Raw genomic sequence first — 14893 nt, forward strand, 5'->3', positions numbered from 1 at the left:
TCCTAAGGAGAATAGGCGATGGACAGACTTCAGGCCATGACCGCCTTCGTGCGGGTGGTGGAAACCGGGTCGTTTTCCCAGGCGGCGCGGCAGATCGGCGTCGGCCAGCCGGCGATCTCGAAAACGATAGCGCAGCTGGAAGAGCGGCTTCAGGTCCGGCTGCTCCTGCGATCCACACACGGCCTGACACCCACTGACGCTGGCGTCCGTTTCTATGAGCGGGCGAAAACTGCGATCCAGGAGGCAGACGAGGCCGAGCTTGAGGCGAAGGGCGCGGGCGCGGGCTTGTCCGGCCGCCTCCGCGTGAGTGCGGCAACGACGTTTGCGAGGCTGATGGTCATCCCGCGCCTGCCGGAATTCCTGGCCGCTCATCTCGGCCTTGAAATCGATGTCGTTCTCGACGATCGCGTGATCGACCTTGTGTCGGAAGGTATCGACATCGCACTGCGCATGGGCGAACTCGCCGACAGCGCCGTGGTGGCGCGCAGGATCGCGACAGGTCGCCGTTCCGTGGTCGCAACACCCGCCTATCTTGAGACGCATGGCATGCCGCAGGTACCTGCGGACATCGCCACGCATCAGGCCGTCGTCTACACACAACTCGGCAACAGCTGGACTTTCCGCCGGCATGGCACCGAGGTATCGGTCGTGGTCTCCGGACGGGTGCGCTTTACCGCAGCCGAAGGCATCCGCGCTGCCGTCAAAGCCGATATGGGGCTGGCCGTAACATCGGACTGGATGTTCTGGCCGGAACTGCAGAGCGGCGAAGTTCTGCGCGTGCTGGAGGATTGGGCGCTTCCGGACATCGACCTGTGGGCGGTCTTTCCAACAGGGCGGCTGGCCAGCGCCAAGGCAAGGGCCTTCGCCGATTTCGTGGAGACGATCGTCGGCTGACGCCTCAAGCTGCCTTTGCCGGCACGGATAGCGTCCTTTGGAACAGCAGCGCCGTCCCAACCTCCCATTTTTCAGGAATATTTCAGCCTGGCCTCAGGACTTTGTCCGGCCCAGTTGCGAGGATCGCTACGGTCGATCGCCGGACGCAACAGAAAATCGGTATCGACTGCCGAAGACCTTCGATCTTCCCGCCTTTGAAACTGGATGACACAGCATGGACCTGAAACTTCAAGGAAAGACCGTCGTCGTGACGGGCGCCACCGGCGGCATCGGACTGGAGATTGCCCGGACGTTCTCAAAGGAAGGTGCGCTGGTCACCATTCCGGGCCGCTCGCAGCAGAAACTTGATGCGGCGATTGCCGATATCCTGGCATCCGGGGGAGCCAGCGTCAGCGGCGTGCTGGCCGATCCGGCGACAGAAGCGGGTGCCGCAGCCCTGGTGGCCGCCGTACCGCAAATCGATGTGCTGGTGAACAATCTCGGCATTTACGAGCCGAAGTCGTTCCAGGACATCAGCGACGCCGAATGGCGTCATATGTTCGAGGTGAATGTGATGAGCGGCGTCAGGCTGTCGCGCGCCTATATGCCCGGCATGCTTGCGCGCAATTGGGGTCGCGTCATCTTCATTTCCAGTGAATCCGGCCTGATGACGCCGGGCGAAATGGTCCATTACGGCATGACGAAGACGGCGCAGCTTGCCGTCGCCCGTGGTCTCGCCATCACGGCGAAGGGAACGGGCGTCACGGTCAATTCCGTCATGCCCGGCCCGACCCGCTCAGACGGCATTTTCGATTTCCTGCGCGGCCTTTCGACGGATCCGAATGCCACGGCTGACGAACTCGAAGCGGACTTCTTTCAACATCATCGCCCAAGCTCGCTGCTGCAAAGGCTGATCCATCCTGAAGAGATCGCCAGTCTCGTGGCTTATGTCGCAAGCCCGCTTGCATCCGCCACGAATGGTGCAGCGCTTCGCGCCGATGGGGGTGTCACGCCGACGATTGTCTGAGAGTTGCCTGCAACCGCTCCCGCCAGAGGGTAGCCCCCTGCCGCTCTGACAGCGTCCTTGCCTCCTCAAAGGTGTTCAAAACTGTCGAAGCAACGTCGGCGCCTTGCCCTGACAAGGCCAGGCCCTTTAAACGCATGAGGTCCGGGAGACACCAAACTTCCTTCGTTCGCGCCGCCCGCGCGATGGCGGCGTCGAGGGTCGCCAAACTCGCCGCGTAATCTTTGCCGGCCAGTTGCCCTGCGGCAAGCTCGCTCATCAGGCCACAGTGATACATGGAAAAGGGCATCGCGCGACTGTCGGAGAGAACAGACTGCAGCCGGCCGATGCCTGACTTCAGCGATCCCGTCCGAATGTCGAGGCAGGCCTGATAGGCGTGCGACCAGTTGAGCCATACCGACAGCCTGCTCGCCTGCGAGACGTCGGCGAGTTCCTGGATATAGAGCGCTGCGGCCTCATGATGGCCCTGGTCGAGAGCCAGCGGGATCGACGCCTGGGCCAGCGCATGGCAGATCGAATAGGTATGGTCGAGTTCAACAGCGCGTTCGAGCGCCTGTCTGGCAACATCAAGCGCGCGGGCAGTGTCGTTTCGCAGCCATAGAACGCGCGCGTAGAAAGCAAGGCCGGCAACCCGCTGATCAAAATGGTAGCGGCTGGTCGGCGAATTGCTGACCGGCTCTTCATAGCCGTCGAAGAATTCCTCCAGCTCGGCCTGCGCCCGTGTCTGTTCGCCAACCACATGGTGCACGGCGCCGCGCGCCCGGCAGGCGATGAGCCTGTCCGTACTGCTGCCTGATCCATCGGCAACGCGCGTCAATTCCTCCGCGTAACGGAGCGCGTCCTCATTCAGTCCCGCGTTGACACTCGCGACAGCCAGCGCCCAAAGGGCTCTGACCTGCGCGACACCATCGGAGAAGTGTTTCGACTGAGCCAAACCTTGCGCCAAGGCCTCGCGGGTGGTTTGCGTCGAGCCGCGGACATAGAGAAGTGCACAGCCCCGCGCCACATTCAGCTTCATTGCATAGGGAAAGAGGTCCGGGTCAGGCCGGATACGCAGAGCTGCGGTCTCGGTGACATCCAGAAACTCTCTGACCAACGACAGATGCAGCCAGAGCGGTTCGGCGGCAACGACCAGTCTGACGCCCGTGTAAGGATCATTGCCCTCCCCAAAGGACCATTCCAAAGCCTGTCGGAGACCCGGCAGGTAAGGCTTGTATCGCTCGATCCATTCCGCCGTCAGGAGCTTATCAAGCTCGGCATCCGCCCGCTGGAAGATACCGAGCATGAGACCGGCATGCCGGGCTGCGACAGTGGCATATTCGCCAGCTTCATCGAGACGCGCCCGCGCATACTGGCGCATGGGCTCGAGCTGGTGAAACACGGTGCCCTGTTCTGTCGTGGCGACGGTCAGCAGAGATTTCGACACCAAAGAGGACAGGATGTTCACGAGCTTGGCCCGGGGCATGGCTGCGATTGCCACGGCCGCCTCCGTCGCAAACCCACCCGACAATAGACTGAGCGACCTGAAAACCAACTGTTCCGGCGGGGACAATAGCCGGTAGCTCCACTCGATCGTGGCCTCCATCGTCTGCTGCCTGGGTTCAGTGGAGCGGCGGGAAACGCCGAGAATGGAAAGCGATGTGCGAAGTTCGTTGAGAACCTGCGTCACGCCCAGCGTTCGCGCGGCCGCCGCTGCCATTTCGATCGCCAGCGGAATGCCGTCGACCTGCCGGCAAATCTCGACCAGCGGCGACAGATCCCTTTGAAGCGCCAAGGAGCCGCTCCCGGTCACGAATCGTTGCGTGAAAAGCTGCACCGCCGGTGATGTCAGGATCTCCTGGAAAGGCTGGTCGTTCCGCGGAAGGGCCAGGGCCGGTATGCGAATGATGCGCTCCCCATCGATCTGCAATGCCTCCCTGCTCGTGGCCAGAATTCGCACCCCAGGACACCCCGAGAGTAGATCAAGCGCTGTTGCTGCCACCGCATCCAGCAGATGCTCGCAATTGTCGAGCACGAGGAGGCACGTCTTGCCGGAGATGGCCTGCATCAGAGACCGCAGGTCGCCCGGATCGCTTGAATTGATGCCGAGAGCACCGGCAATCGCCGGCGAGACAAACCTTTCGTTATCGACCGGTGCCAGTTCGACCATCCAGATCCCATCCGGAAAGCCATCACGCAAGGCTGCGGCAGCAACCCGGGAAAGACGCGATTTTCCAATGCCGCCCGGGCCGATCAGCGTCACGAGCCGATGCTGGCTGAGCGCCGTGCAGATGTCCGCCTGCAGGTCATCCCTGGCCACGAGGCTCGACAGATCGGACTTGAGATTGGACGGCGGCGGCAGGCGCGGCGCCTCCACCTCCACAAGACAGTACCCTTTTCCGGCAACGGTCTTGATCAGGTTCCGGTCGCTGCCGAGAGAGCGCCTCAGCGCATGGATTTGAGCTTCGATGGCATTGTCATTGACAATGCGCCCCTCCCAGACGCGATCGATCAACGCATCCTTCGTGACAATCGCACCTTTCGCCTCGACCAGGGCCACGAGAACATCGAAAGCCCTTCCGCCCAGGGAAATGACGTCGTGCCCGTTGACCAGGCAACGGCGTTCCCGGTCAATCAGGTAGCGGCCAAACATCAGAACGACCATCTCCATCGGTTGTCGCCGCTTGTTCCCTTAAGGGCTTGCTTTTCAGAAGTTTTAAGATCGCCATAAGGACTTCAACCTCCCCCCTCGTCAAGATGCAACCACGTCCTGAAGATGAACGGCTTCGGGGCCGCGGTGCCTTGCCGATCACGGCCAGCCAGTCCGCCGAGCACAATCCGACCTCCAGGAGTTGCCCCATGAAATTGCTTTCCGCTGTCGCCATCGGCGCCCTGCTCATTGCGGGCTCGGCCTTCGCAGACGTCCAGCCTTTTCCGAAAGACTTCGAAACGAAAATGATCAAGGTGAAGGACGCAGAGCTTTACGTGCGTGTGGGCGGCCACGGGCCAGCGGTCGTCCTTCTGCACGGATACGGCGAGACCGGAGACATGTGGGCGCCACTCGCGGCACGCCTTGCCGGCAAGCATACGGTAATCGCGCCGGACCTGCGCGGCATGGGTCTCTCGTCGCATCCGGCGGGCGGCTTTGACAAAGCCAATCAGGGTCATGACATTTCGGCGGTCCTCGACGCACTTCATGTCGAAAAATTCGATCTCGTCACCCATGACATCGGTAACATGGTAGGCTTTGCACTTGCCACGCAAAATCCCGGGCGCGTGACAAGCTTTACGCTGATGGATGCGCCGGTGCCAGGGGTCGGCCCCTGGGAAGACGTACTCAAGAACCCGCTGCTCTGGCATTTCCGCTTTGGCGGCCCCGACATGGAGCGGCTGGTCTCAGGACGCGAGCGGATTTACCTCGACCGGTTCTGGAACGAATTCTCCGCGGATCCGAAGCGCTTCGACGAGGCCTCGCGAAAGCACTATGCAAAACTCTACGCGCGGCCCGGCGCGATGCATTCCGGCTTCGCACAATTCGCAGCCTTCGACCAGGATGCCATCGATAACCGAGCCTGGCTGGCAAAGGGGGAAAAGCTCACCATGCCCGTGCTCGCCGTCGGTGGCGAGAAATCCTTCGGCACGATGATGGCAACGGTCATGCAGCCGGCCGCCGTCAATGTTCAAGGCGCGGTGATCAAGGCATCCGGCCACTGGCTGATGGAGGAGCAACCCGAGGCGACCGTCGATGTCATCGAGACATTCATCGACGGCAAGAAGTAGCAGCGGCTTCGGTCAGCGCGGTTCCGGCCGCCTGACGGTGCGCCATCCAATTTCCTCAAGGCCCAAGGTTTTCACCCATGACTTCCCCTGCCACAATCCGCAATCCGGTTGAGGATCACATGCTGACCCCGGACAACGCAGCCCTCGTCATCATCGATTTCCAGCCGGTACAGGTCGCCTCTATTGTCACGATGGAACGCCGCCAGTTGGTCGCCAACGTGGTGGCGGTCGCCAGAACCGCACAACTCTATGGACTGCCGATCGTCCTTTCGACGGTCAACGTAAAAACCGGTCGCAACCAGCCGACAATTCATCAGATCACCGAGGTCATTCCCGATGCCGTGCCGATCGACAGGACATCGATCAATGCCTGGGAGGATGCCGACTTTGCCAGTGCCGTGCGGGCGACCGGGCGCCGCAAGCTGATCATGGTGGCGCTCTGGACCGAAGTCTGTCTGGTTTTTCCGGCTCTTGATGCACTGAAAGAAGGATTCGAGGTCTATCCCGTTGTCGATGCGGTTGCAGGAACCTCTCAATGCGCGCATGCTGCAGGTCTTGATCGGATCATGCAGGCGGGGGCCACACCGATCACCTGGATACAACTCGCTTGCGAACTGCAACGGGATTGGGCGCGGGAAGCAACCGTGCCCGGATTTGCCGAAATCGTCTTTGCCGCAATCCATCCGTAAATACTGACGGGTCATCACGTCATAGCTCAAGGGGGTTCACATGTCTGCAATCCTGGTCCTGACGCTTTTCCATGTACTGGTAAGTCTTGTTGCAATCGTCGCCGGAGCCGGCCTCATCCGCCGACTGATCGCAAACGGTCGCGAGCGCATCTTCGCCCAGTGGTTCCTGGTCACGATGGCGATCACGCTCGTCACCGGTTTCCTGTTTCCCTTCAACGGCATCACACCGGCGATCAATGTCGGGGTCCTGTGCACCATCATCCTGCTGGTAACGCTTTATGCGCGCTACCGGGCAAAACTGGCGGGCTTCTGGCGCCCCGTCTATGTGGCGGGTGTCACGCTCCTGATGTTCTTCAACACGCTGGTGCTGATCATCCAGTCGTTTCAGAAGATCGGACCTCTGCACGCGCTGGCGCCGCTCGGCAACGAACCCGCAATCCTTGCCTGTCAGGTCATCCTTCTGCTCGCCTCTCTGGCGGCCGGCATTTTGGGAGTGCTGAGGTTCCGGCCGTCCCTGTCGGTCCCCGGTGCGTCCTTGCCGTCTGCCTGATGGAGTTTGCCGTCTGAGCGCAGGCGGACGATGGTTTTACGTCCGCCTTCAACGGCCTCACATATTCAGGTGCGGGTAATCGATGTGCCGCCATCCACCAGCGATGCCGTGCCGGTCACGAAACTTGCGTCATCGGATGCCAGATAAAGCACGGATTTCGCAATTTCATCGGCCGTCGCAACCCGCTTCAGCGCATGCAGCGCGGTGATGAAGGCCTGCTTTTCCGGCGTGTCATTCATTTCGCGGTACATGTCCGTGTCGACCGCACCGGGCAGGATCGCATTGACGCGAATATGTCTCGACCCGAATTCAGCAGCCAGCGCCTGCGTGAGCCCGATCAGGCCGGACTTGCTGGCGGAATAGGCCGCAACACCCGGAAACGAATAACTGTAGCCGACAAAGGTCGATGTGAAGATCATCGAGCCCGCGCCGTTCTTTTCCATGGCAGCCGCCTGGTGCTTGGCCGCAAGGAACGACGCCGTCAGGTTGATGGCCAGCGTATCGGCAAAACCCTGTTCCGAAACACCGGTCGTCGGCCCGGCTTCACCCAGCGTGCCGGCATTGTTGAAGGCGATGTCGAGCTTGCCGTAGCGCTCCAGTGCCGTCGCCACCAGGCGCTGGTGATAATCTTCCGCCCGCACATCGCCTGCGACCGCAATCGCCTCGCCGCCTTCAGCCGCGATCTCGGCAACGAGGCTGTCGAGTTCCGCCTGCCGGCGGGCGCCCACGATGACCTTCGCACCTTCTGCGGCAAAGAGCTTTGCCGTTGCCCTGCCAATGCCGGAACTTGCGCCGGTCACGATGGCAACCTTGTTATTCAGCCGTGTCATGTTCTGATCTCCATCCGGGAGCAGCACCCTGCCGCTCCTTTGCATGGACTGAAGATGGCATCTTGCGATTGTTCGGATTAGTCGGCAGATTTGGGAACTGAAATCCGGAGATACCGAACGATGCTGATGCGAACGGAAGGGATCGTGACCTTTGTGGCCGTCGTCGAAAGCGGCTCCATCAGCGAAGCGGCACGGCGGCTGCGACTATCCAAATCCGTGGTCAGCGAGCGGCTTGCCGAGCTGGAAAAAACACTCGGCGGGCTGCTTCTGCAGCGAACCACGCGGAAGCTCACATTGACGGAAAACGGGCTCGCCTTTCTGGAGCGGGCCCGCCGCATCACCCGGGAGATAGAGGCGGCAGCAGAAGAGATGTCGGAGCGGCGGGGCGAGATTGCCGGGCCCTTGCGCATCGCCGCCCCTGTCACCTTCGGCCGCATGCATCTTGGCCCCGCGCTCTATCCGTTTCTGGTTCAGCACCCCAATCTCGAACTCACCCTTGACATCGATGACCGAAGGGTGGATCCCGCCGCTGACGGTTACGACGCCATCATCCGCCATGGCCCTCTCTCCGAGTCGCGGCTGATCGCCTGGAAACTGGCCCCGAGCCGCCGGATGCTGACGGCCTCGAGCGACTATCTCGCGCGCTGCGGTACGCCCCGCACGCTGCAGGATCTGGAACAGCACAAGGGTATTTTCTACACAAACCGCGGGATTGCCGACTGGCGATTTCAGACGAGCACCGGCAATGTCATTGTCCGGGCAAAGCTCGGCCTTGCGATCAACAATGGCGACATGATGCGCGATGCGGCCATTGCGGGCCTCGGCCTGGCGCTCCTGCCGGCCTTCATCGCAGGCCCCGCGATCCGCGACGGTCTGCTGCAGGAAGTGGAGGTCGATCACAAGCCGGAACCGGAATTCATCTTCATGGCCCATCCTCAGGGGCGCAAGCCGCCTGCAAAGCTGCGCGCCATCGCCGATCATCTGAAGACTGTCTTTGGTCATCCGCCATATTGGGATCCAGGCACCGCCGGTTAGAGAAAGGGATGCTTCCATGGATCAACTCCTCGCCATCAGAACCTTTGTCCGCGTTGCCGAAGCCGGCTCCTTTGCCAAGGCGGCAGATCAGATGAACCTGCCGCGTTCCTCCGTCAGCAAGCTGGTGCAGGATCTGGAAGCGCATCTGGGAGCCAAGCTGGTCGAGCGCACCACGCGCTCCGTGACGATCACAGCGGAGGGTTTTGCCTATCATGAGCGGGCCCTTCGCCTGATTGCCGATCTCGACGAGATGGATGGTACGGTGGCGGGCGGGCGCAGCACGCCGAAGGGCCGGCTGCGTGTGGACATCGGGTCCGTCATGGCCAACCAGATCCTGATCCCGCGCCTTCCGGAGTTCCAGGCTCTGTATCCCGACATCGACCTCCTGCTCGGCGTGAGCGACCGCTCGGTGGATCTTGTTGGCGAGGGCATCGATTGCGTCATCCGCGGCGGCGTGCTTGCGGACTCCGCCCTGAAGGCACGCAAGCTTTGCGAACTGGACTTCGTCGTCTGCGCGGCTCCTTCCTATCTCGCAGGCAGGCTCAAACCCGAGCATCCGGACGACCTTCGAGAACACCGGATCGCTAGCTATTTCTCGGCGCTCTCCGGAAAGCCTTTTCCGCTGCTTCTGCAGCGGGGCGACGAACGATACGACTATCTGCCTGCCGTGCCCGGCATGTCCGTCAACGAGAGTACGGCGCATCTGAACTCAATGCTCGCAGGACTTGGCATAGGCCAGACATTCGGTTTCCTGGCCAGACCGCACTTCAAAACCGGTGCCCTGGTCGAACTTCTGCCTGACTGGAAGCCGGAACTGCGGCCGCTGCATCTCGTCTATCCTGCCGACCGGTTTCCCAATGCAAGGCTGCGCGCATTTTCGGACTGGGTTGCGAACCTGTTCAGAGACATCGATTCCCGACGCGGATAGCCACCATTATCCATGAGCATGGACAATCTCTCCAGAAGCGAGCGCTTCTGCACACCCGCCTGACCGCCTAGATCTTGAACATCGGACGGCGACGAAGGGCTTTGAGCCAACGCCTCCTTCCCGAAACACGCACAACTTCAACAGGCCGGCCGCGCTCGGGCTGAACCCTTTTGCACGGCCAGCGCCAGGAGACCTAAGATGACCAACAGACTTCAGCACAAGATTGCGGTCGTGACCGGTGCCACCAGCGGCATCGGTCTTGCAACGGCCAAGCTGTTTGCGGCGGAAGGCGCCCGCGTCTACATCACCGGACGCCGCCGGGACGCACTCGATCGGGCGATTGCCGAGATCGGACATGATGCGGTCGGCGTTCAGGCGGATTCCGGCAGCAATGCAGACCTCGACCGGCTGTTTGCGCAGGTGAAGGCGCAAGAGGGCCGGCTGGATGTTCTCGTCGTCAATGCCGGTGGCGGCAGCATGCTTGCCCTCGGCGAAATCACCGAGGAGCAGATCGACGATGCCTTCGGCCGCAACGTCAAGGCGGTCATCTTCACGGTCCAGAAGGCCCTGCCGCTTATGGGGAAAGGCTCGTCCATCGTCCTCACCGGTTCGACCGCCGGCACCGAAGGGACGGCCGCCTTCTCGGTCTACTCCGCATCCAAGGCAGCGGTGCGCAATCTTGCTCGCTCCTGGGCGCTGGATCTTAAAGGAACGGGGATCCGGGTGAACGTCGTCTCACCCGGCGCCACCCACACGCCCGGCCTCGTAGAACTTGCCGGCGACGACAAGGCGCAACAGCAGGGTCTCCTCGACTTTCTGGCTACCCGCATCCCGCTCGGCCGCATCGGAAATCCCGACGAGATTGCCAAGGCGAGCCTCTTCCTCGCCTCAGACGATGCGAGCTTCGTGAACGGTGCCGAACTGTTTGCCGACGGCGGCCAGGCACAGGTCTGACCCGGCAAGGGGGAGTGGCCGATGGCCGCTCTCCGTCAACAATCATCGGGCTCACTGGCGATGATCTCCGCAAGCGTCCCCTGAACTCGCGGCCGCTTACACGTGGGAAGAAGATGGGCGGCTCAGGCGTGGATTGGTCAGGGATGCTGCGCTTTCCAGCCATGCCGCCTGAACCTTGGCACCGATTGCGTTGATAGCAGCACCGATCTTGGCAATGGGCCGGCCACCGGTCATGTCCATGGCAAAGGACGTCGTTCAAACCGGTGCCATCGATGCCCTGTTTCAGGGCACTCCTTCCACGCAACTTCAATCCGAGATGGCAGGGACAATGCCTTGTCGCGTGATCTCTCCGACATCCAGCTTGCGTGACGCCGCCTGACGCTTGCCGGGGCGGCGCTATGACGCCCGTGCCAGCCGTCGCAGAGCCTGGGGCGGCTGGCCGTATTGGCGCATGAACGCCTCGCGCATCCGCCGCAGATCGATGAAGCCCGCCTGCTGCGCGATCTGGTCGAAGGAGTGCCGTGTTTCCTCGATCATCAGACGCGCCGCATCGAGCCTGATCTGCTCCACAGCTTTCGCAGGCGTCTGCCCGGTTTCGGCGCGGAAGGCGCGGCTGAACTGGCGGGGCGAGAGGGCGGCCACGTCTGCCAGTTCATCCACAGTCAGAGGATTGGAAAGATGCGCTTTCGCATGAATCAAGGCCTTCTGGATCCGGTCGCTGCTTGGCGCAAGTTCGAGCAGTTCCGAATGCTGGGATTGGCCGCCCGCGCGGCGATGATGCATCACCAGGCGCCGGGCAATCGCACTCGCCACGTCTCGGCCAAGATCCTTCTCGATCAAGGCGACGGCAAGATCGAGGCCGGCCGTCAGTCCTGCCGAGGTCCACACGGCACCCTCGTTGATGAAAATGCGATCCTCCTCGACCCGCACATTGGGAAAGGTCTCGCGCATCTGCCGGGCATAGGACCAGTGGGTGGTGGCTCGTCGCCCGTCGAGAAGTCCCATTTGCCCGAGCAGGAAGGAGCCGGTGCACAGACCGGCAACGCGCCGCGCCTGCCGTGCCGTCGCGCGGAGAGTATCAAGCGTTGCCTCATCCTGCTGCGGAGGCGGAACCAGTCCCGCCAGAAGCAGCAGCGTATCGACCGTCTCCAGATCGGAAAGTTTCGTGGTCGGCACGGCAAAGCCGCTCGAGGAGACAACGGGGCCACCGCCGACCGAGGCAATGGACAGGGTGTAATAGCTGTCCTTCCTCAACGCATTCACCAGTTCGAAGGCCGCCTGCACGCCAAGCGCCAGGAACTGAAAACCGGGTGTGAGCACCATGGAAACATGCGGCATGCCGTCTCTGCCTTCGTGTCCTGAAAACGTAGTTTATACGTCATATCGGACGCGAAGCTCTTCGTCCATAACATTCGTGTCGGGAGCAATTGACGCTCTCCTTCTTCAAAAGGATCAAACGCATGGCCACTTTGGGAACTGCCCTTATCACTGGCGCCTCGACCGGCATCGGCGCGATCTATGCCGATCGCCTTGCCGCCCGCGGCTACGATCTCACGCTCGTTGCCCGCAACACGGACAAGCTTCAGGCACTCGCCTCCGCGATTTCGGACAAGACCGGACGCGCCGTGGACGTGCTTGCCGCCGACCTCGGCAATCCGGTCGATCTGGCCCGCGTGGAGAAGACACTGCGCGAGGATGCGAGCATCACCATGCTCGTCAACAATGCCGGCATCGGCACCCATACGACCTTGCTCGAAAGCGATGTCGAGCGGATGGATGCGATGGTGCGCCTCAACGTGACCGCCGTGATGCGGCTCACCTATGCGGCGGTGCCGGGTTTCGTCGCGCGCGGCGGCGGCACCATCATCAATATCTCATCGATCGTGGCGGTTGCTCCGGAATTGCTGAATGGCGTCTATGGCGGCACGAAAGCCTTCGTCCAGGCCTTCACAACCTCGCTGAACCATGAACTCGCCGACAAGGGCATCCGCGCGCAGGCCGTTCTGCCCGGCGCCACCCGCACCGACTTCTGGGCGCTTGGCGGCCTGCCGGTCGAGCATTTGCCCTCCGAGATCGTGATGCAGGCGGACGACATGGTCGATGCCGCCCTTGCAGGACTGGATCAGGGCGAAACCACCACGATCCCCGCGCTGAGGGATGTGGAGCTGTGGCAGGCCTTTGAAGCCGCGCGGCGTGCGCTGGGCCCGCAACTGTCTGCAACGCAGGCAGCGCCTCGCTTCAAGACCGCGATCTGAATTTCCTGCTCCTCCCATTTCGTAAAAGGACAATTGCCATGAAACTCACGGGTAACACCATCTTCATCACCGGCGGCACCAGCGGCATCGGCCGCGGCATGGCTGAAGCATTTCACAAGCTTGGAAACCAGGTCATCATTGCAGGCCGACGGACCGCCTTGCTGAAGGAGGTCACGGAAGCCAATCCCGGCATGGCATCGGTAGAGCTCGACGTGACCGATCCGGACAGCATCCAGGCGGCTGCGCGCCACCTGATCGATACCTATCCAGCTCTCAACGTGGTGTTCAACAATGCCGGTTTCATGCCCTTCGACGATGTCTCCGGCCCGATCGACGACGCTGCGGCACAAGACCTGATCACGACGAACCTGCTCGGTCCGCTTCGTGTCACGTCTGCCTTCATCGAACATCTGAAGTCGCAGCCGGAAGCGACCATTCTTTACACGAGCAGCGTTCTGGCTTTCGTGCCGATTGCCGGCAACGCGATCTATTCCGCCACCAAGGCAGCCCTTCATTCCTACGCCCTGTCGCAGCGCTTCCAGCTGCGCGACACCAGCGTCAGGGTGCAGGAAATCGCCCCGCCCTGGGTGGATACGGATCTCATCTACAAGAGCGGCGATCCGCGCGCTATGCCGCTGCCGCAGTTCATCGAACAGACGCTCGCGGCACTTGCGACCGATGATCCGGAGGTGATCGTCGATGCCATCCGGCCGCTGCGCGATAATCCCGGCGCCCAGGAACACGCGCTGTTCCAGGCGTTCAACCAGAGCATCGTCGACAACCCGATCCCCGTCGGCGCCTGACACAAGGGTGCCGCCGCAAGCGGCGGCACCCTGCCCCGGCATCCCCGTCATAGAAACAATTCCTGTAACCGAAACCCGAAAGGAAAGACCATGTCACGCATTTCCACTCCCGAGCCTCAGCTGGCTCCCGAGGCATCCCAGCCGACACTCAACGCGATCAAGGCAAAGCTCGGCAGTGTCCCGAACTTTTTCCGTGTGCTGTCGAACAGTCCCGCCGTCATCGGTGCGCATGCCGGCCTGAACCAGGGGCTGAGCAAGGCGCTTGACGTCAAGACCCGCGAACGGATCGCGCTCGCAGTTGCCGCGGTCAACGGCTGCGAATACTGCAATGCCGCCCACACATTTACCGGCTACACGTTCTCCAAGCTCAGCCGGGAAGAGATCGAACGGGCAAGGCAGGGCACGTCGGAAGAGCCGAAAGCCGCAGCAGCTGTGGCTTTTGCCAGAAAGGTCGCAGAAACACGCGGCAAGGTTTCAAACGCCGATATCGATACCGTTCGCGCCGTAGGCTTTACCGATGCCCAGGTCATCGAGATCGTCGCTGTCGTGGCGGAAAACTTCTTCACCAACCTGATCAACAACGTTGCCGCAACAGACGTCGATTTCCCCGACATCTGAAAGGCACCACTGCCCGCCGAATGACCCGTGTGAACGATGCGGCAATGCATGCCGCATTACCGATGGGCGAAGAAACCCGCACCAAAAAATTCTTTTCTCCGACGGAACCATCGCGGCGTCTGCACGTTTATGTGCGCTGCGGCCGGCAACCTGCGATCGGATATCGTTTCAATGACCTCAAAACCCCTGTTCGTTCTCGTCGTAGAGGATGAGGCGATCATACGTCTGAGCCTCGTGGACGAATTGGAAGATGCAGGCTTCCGTGTGGCTGAAGCCGGCACTGCGGACGAAGCCTTGACCGTGCTGGAAGCGCATCCGGAGATCACGGCGATTTTTACCGATATCGACATGCCCGGTTCGATGGACGGCTTGAAGCTTGCGCATCGGGTGCACCGCGCCCATCCCCATGTCGCCCTTCTCCTGACGTCCGGTTACCTGAAAATCCCGAAGAACGACTTGCCGGTCAAAGTCCCTTTCCTGCCAAAGCCCTATGAAGTTGGCCATGTCGTGAACCATTTGCGCGATCTCGTCCTGCAATGAGGTCCCGCGACAATTGTCTCGCGCTGAAGCTTGGG

At 61.6% G+C, this 14893-nt stretch carries 16 protein-coding genes; 12 read left to right on the forward strand and 4 right to left on the reverse strand.

Annotated elements, in window-relative coordinates:
• Positions 1–18 precede the first annotated feature (18 nt).
• Complete coding sequence (locus J2858_RS04165) at positions 19–894, forward strand: LysR family transcriptional regulator (protein ID WP_210103452.1); 876 nt, start codon at positions 19–21, stop codon at positions 892–894.
• A gap of 214 nt (positions 895–1108) precedes the next feature.
• Positions 1109–1900 carry an SDR family NAD(P)-dependent oxidoreductase gene (locus J2858_RS04170; RefSeq protein ID WP_210103453.1) on the forward strand — a complete coding sequence of 264 codons (792 nt, stop codon included), beginning with the start codon at positions 1109–1111 and terminating at the stop codon, positions 1898–1900.
• Here the strand turns inward: J2858_RS04170 and J2858_RS04175 are convergent.
• On the reverse strand, positions 1881–4547 hold the full coding sequence (locus J2858_RS04175) for a winged helix-turn-helix domain-containing protein (RefSeq protein WP_210103454.1): 2667 nt from the start codon (positions 4545–4547) through the stop codon (positions 1881–1883). The genes J2858_RS04170 and J2858_RS04175 overlap by 20 nt on opposite strands.
• A gap of 188 nt (positions 4548–4735) precedes the next feature.
• Here J2858_RS04175 and J2858_RS04180 point away from each other — a divergent pair, with 188 nt between their 5' ends.
• The 3 genes from J2858_RS04180 (at position 4736) to J2858_RS04190 (ending at position 6895) form a co-directional block, all read left to right on the forward strand.
• Entirely contained in the window at positions 4736–5656 is a 921-nt protein-coding gene (locus J2858_RS04180) for an alpha/beta fold hydrolase (RefSeq protein WP_210103455.1), read from the forward strand.
• A 77-nt stretch (positions 5657–5733) separates the two neighbouring features.
• The gene (locus J2858_RS04185; RefSeq protein WP_210103456.1) at positions 5734–6345 is read left to right on the forward strand and encodes a hydrolase; all 612 of its coding nucleotides are present in this window, start codon (positions 5734–5736) and stop codon (positions 6343–6345) included.
• 40 nt (positions 6346–6385) lie between these two features.
• Complete coding sequence (locus J2858_RS04190) at positions 6386–6895, forward strand: hypothetical protein (protein WP_210103457.1); 510 nt, start codon at positions 6386–6388, stop codon at positions 6893–6895.
• Positions 6896–6960: 65 nt separating this feature from the next.
• Here the strand turns inward: J2858_RS04190 and J2858_RS04195 are convergent, their stop codons facing one another.
• A complete protein-coding gene (locus tag J2858_RS04195; protein ID WP_210103458.1) occupies positions 6961–7725 on the reverse strand; it encodes an SDR family oxidoreductase in 765 nt (254 codons plus the stop codon).
• 123 nt (positions 7726–7848) lie between these two features.
• Here J2858_RS04195 and J2858_RS04200 point away from each other — a divergent pair, with 123 nt between their 5' ends.
• The 3 genes from J2858_RS04200 (at position 7849) to J2858_RS04210 (ending at position 10642) form a co-directional block, all read left to right on the forward strand.
• Positions 7849–8760: a LysR family transcriptional regulator gene (locus J2858_RS04200; RefSeq protein ID WP_210104135.1), complete on the forward strand. Its 912-nt coding sequence runs from the start codon at positions 7849–7851 to the stop codon at positions 8758–8760.
• A 16-nt stretch (positions 8761–8776) separates the two neighbouring features.
• Positions 8777–9688, forward strand: a complete 912-nt coding sequence (locus J2858_RS04205) for a LysR family transcriptional regulator (RefSeq protein ID WP_210103459.1) — start codon at positions 8777–8779, stop codon at positions 9686–9688.
• 198 nt (positions 9689–9886) lie between these two features.
• Complete coding sequence (locus J2858_RS04210; protein WP_210103460.1) at positions 9887–10642, forward strand: SDR family NAD(P)-dependent oxidoreductase; 756 nt, start codon at positions 9887–9889, stop codon at positions 10640–10642.
• Positions 10643–10738: 96 nt separating this feature from the next.
• Here the strand turns inward: J2858_RS04210 and J2858_RS04215 are convergent, their stop codons facing one another.
• Together J2858_RS04215 and J2858_RS04220 are read right to left on the reverse strand one after the other, a co-directional pair.
• Complete coding sequence (locus tag J2858_RS04215) at positions 10739–10882, reverse strand: hypothetical protein (RefSeq protein WP_210103461.1); 144 nt, start codon at positions 10880–10882, stop codon at positions 10739–10741.
• Positions 10883–11038: 156 nt separating this feature from the next.
• Positions 11039–11980 carry a GlxA family transcriptional regulator gene (locus J2858_RS04220; protein WP_210103462.1) on the reverse strand — a complete coding sequence of 314 codons (942 nt, stop codon included), beginning with the start codon at positions 11978–11980 and terminating at the stop codon, positions 11039–11041.
• A 122-nt stretch (positions 11981–12102) separates the two neighbouring features.
• Here J2858_RS04220 and J2858_RS04225 point away from each other — a divergent pair, with 122 nt between their 5' ends.
• The 4 genes from J2858_RS04225 (at position 12103) to J2858_RS04240 (ending at position 14858) form a co-directional block, all read left to right on the forward strand.
• Positions 12103–12897, forward strand: coding sequence for an SDR family NAD(P)-dependent oxidoreductase (locus tag J2858_RS04225; RefSeq protein WP_210103463.1), 795 nt, complete (start codon positions 12103–12105; stop codon positions 12895–12897).
• 38 nt (positions 12898–12935) lie between these two features.
• Positions 12936–13700, forward strand: a complete 765-nt coding sequence (locus J2858_RS04230; RefSeq protein WP_210103464.1) for an SDR family oxidoreductase — start codon at positions 12936–12938, stop codon at positions 13698–13700.
• Positions 13701–13790: 90 nt separating this feature from the next.
• Positions 13791–14318 carry a carboxymuconolactone decarboxylase family protein gene (locus tag J2858_RS04235; protein WP_210103465.1) on the forward strand — a complete coding sequence of 176 codons (528 nt, stop codon included), beginning with the start codon at positions 13791–13793 and terminating at the stop codon, positions 14316–14318.
• A 171-nt stretch (positions 14319–14489) separates the two neighbouring features.
• Positions 14490–14858 (forward strand): response regulator, encoded by a 369-nt coding sequence (locus J2858_RS04240; RefSeq protein WP_210103466.1) that lies wholly within the window; start codon positions 14490–14492, stop codon positions 14856–14858.
• Positions 14859–14893: the final 35 nt, after the last annotated feature.

Source organism: Neorhizobium galegae (genome assembly GCF_017877135.1).
Taxonomy (GTDB): Bacteria; Pseudomonadota; Alphaproteobacteria; order Rhizobiales; family Rhizobiaceae; genus Neorhizobium; species Neorhizobium galegae_A.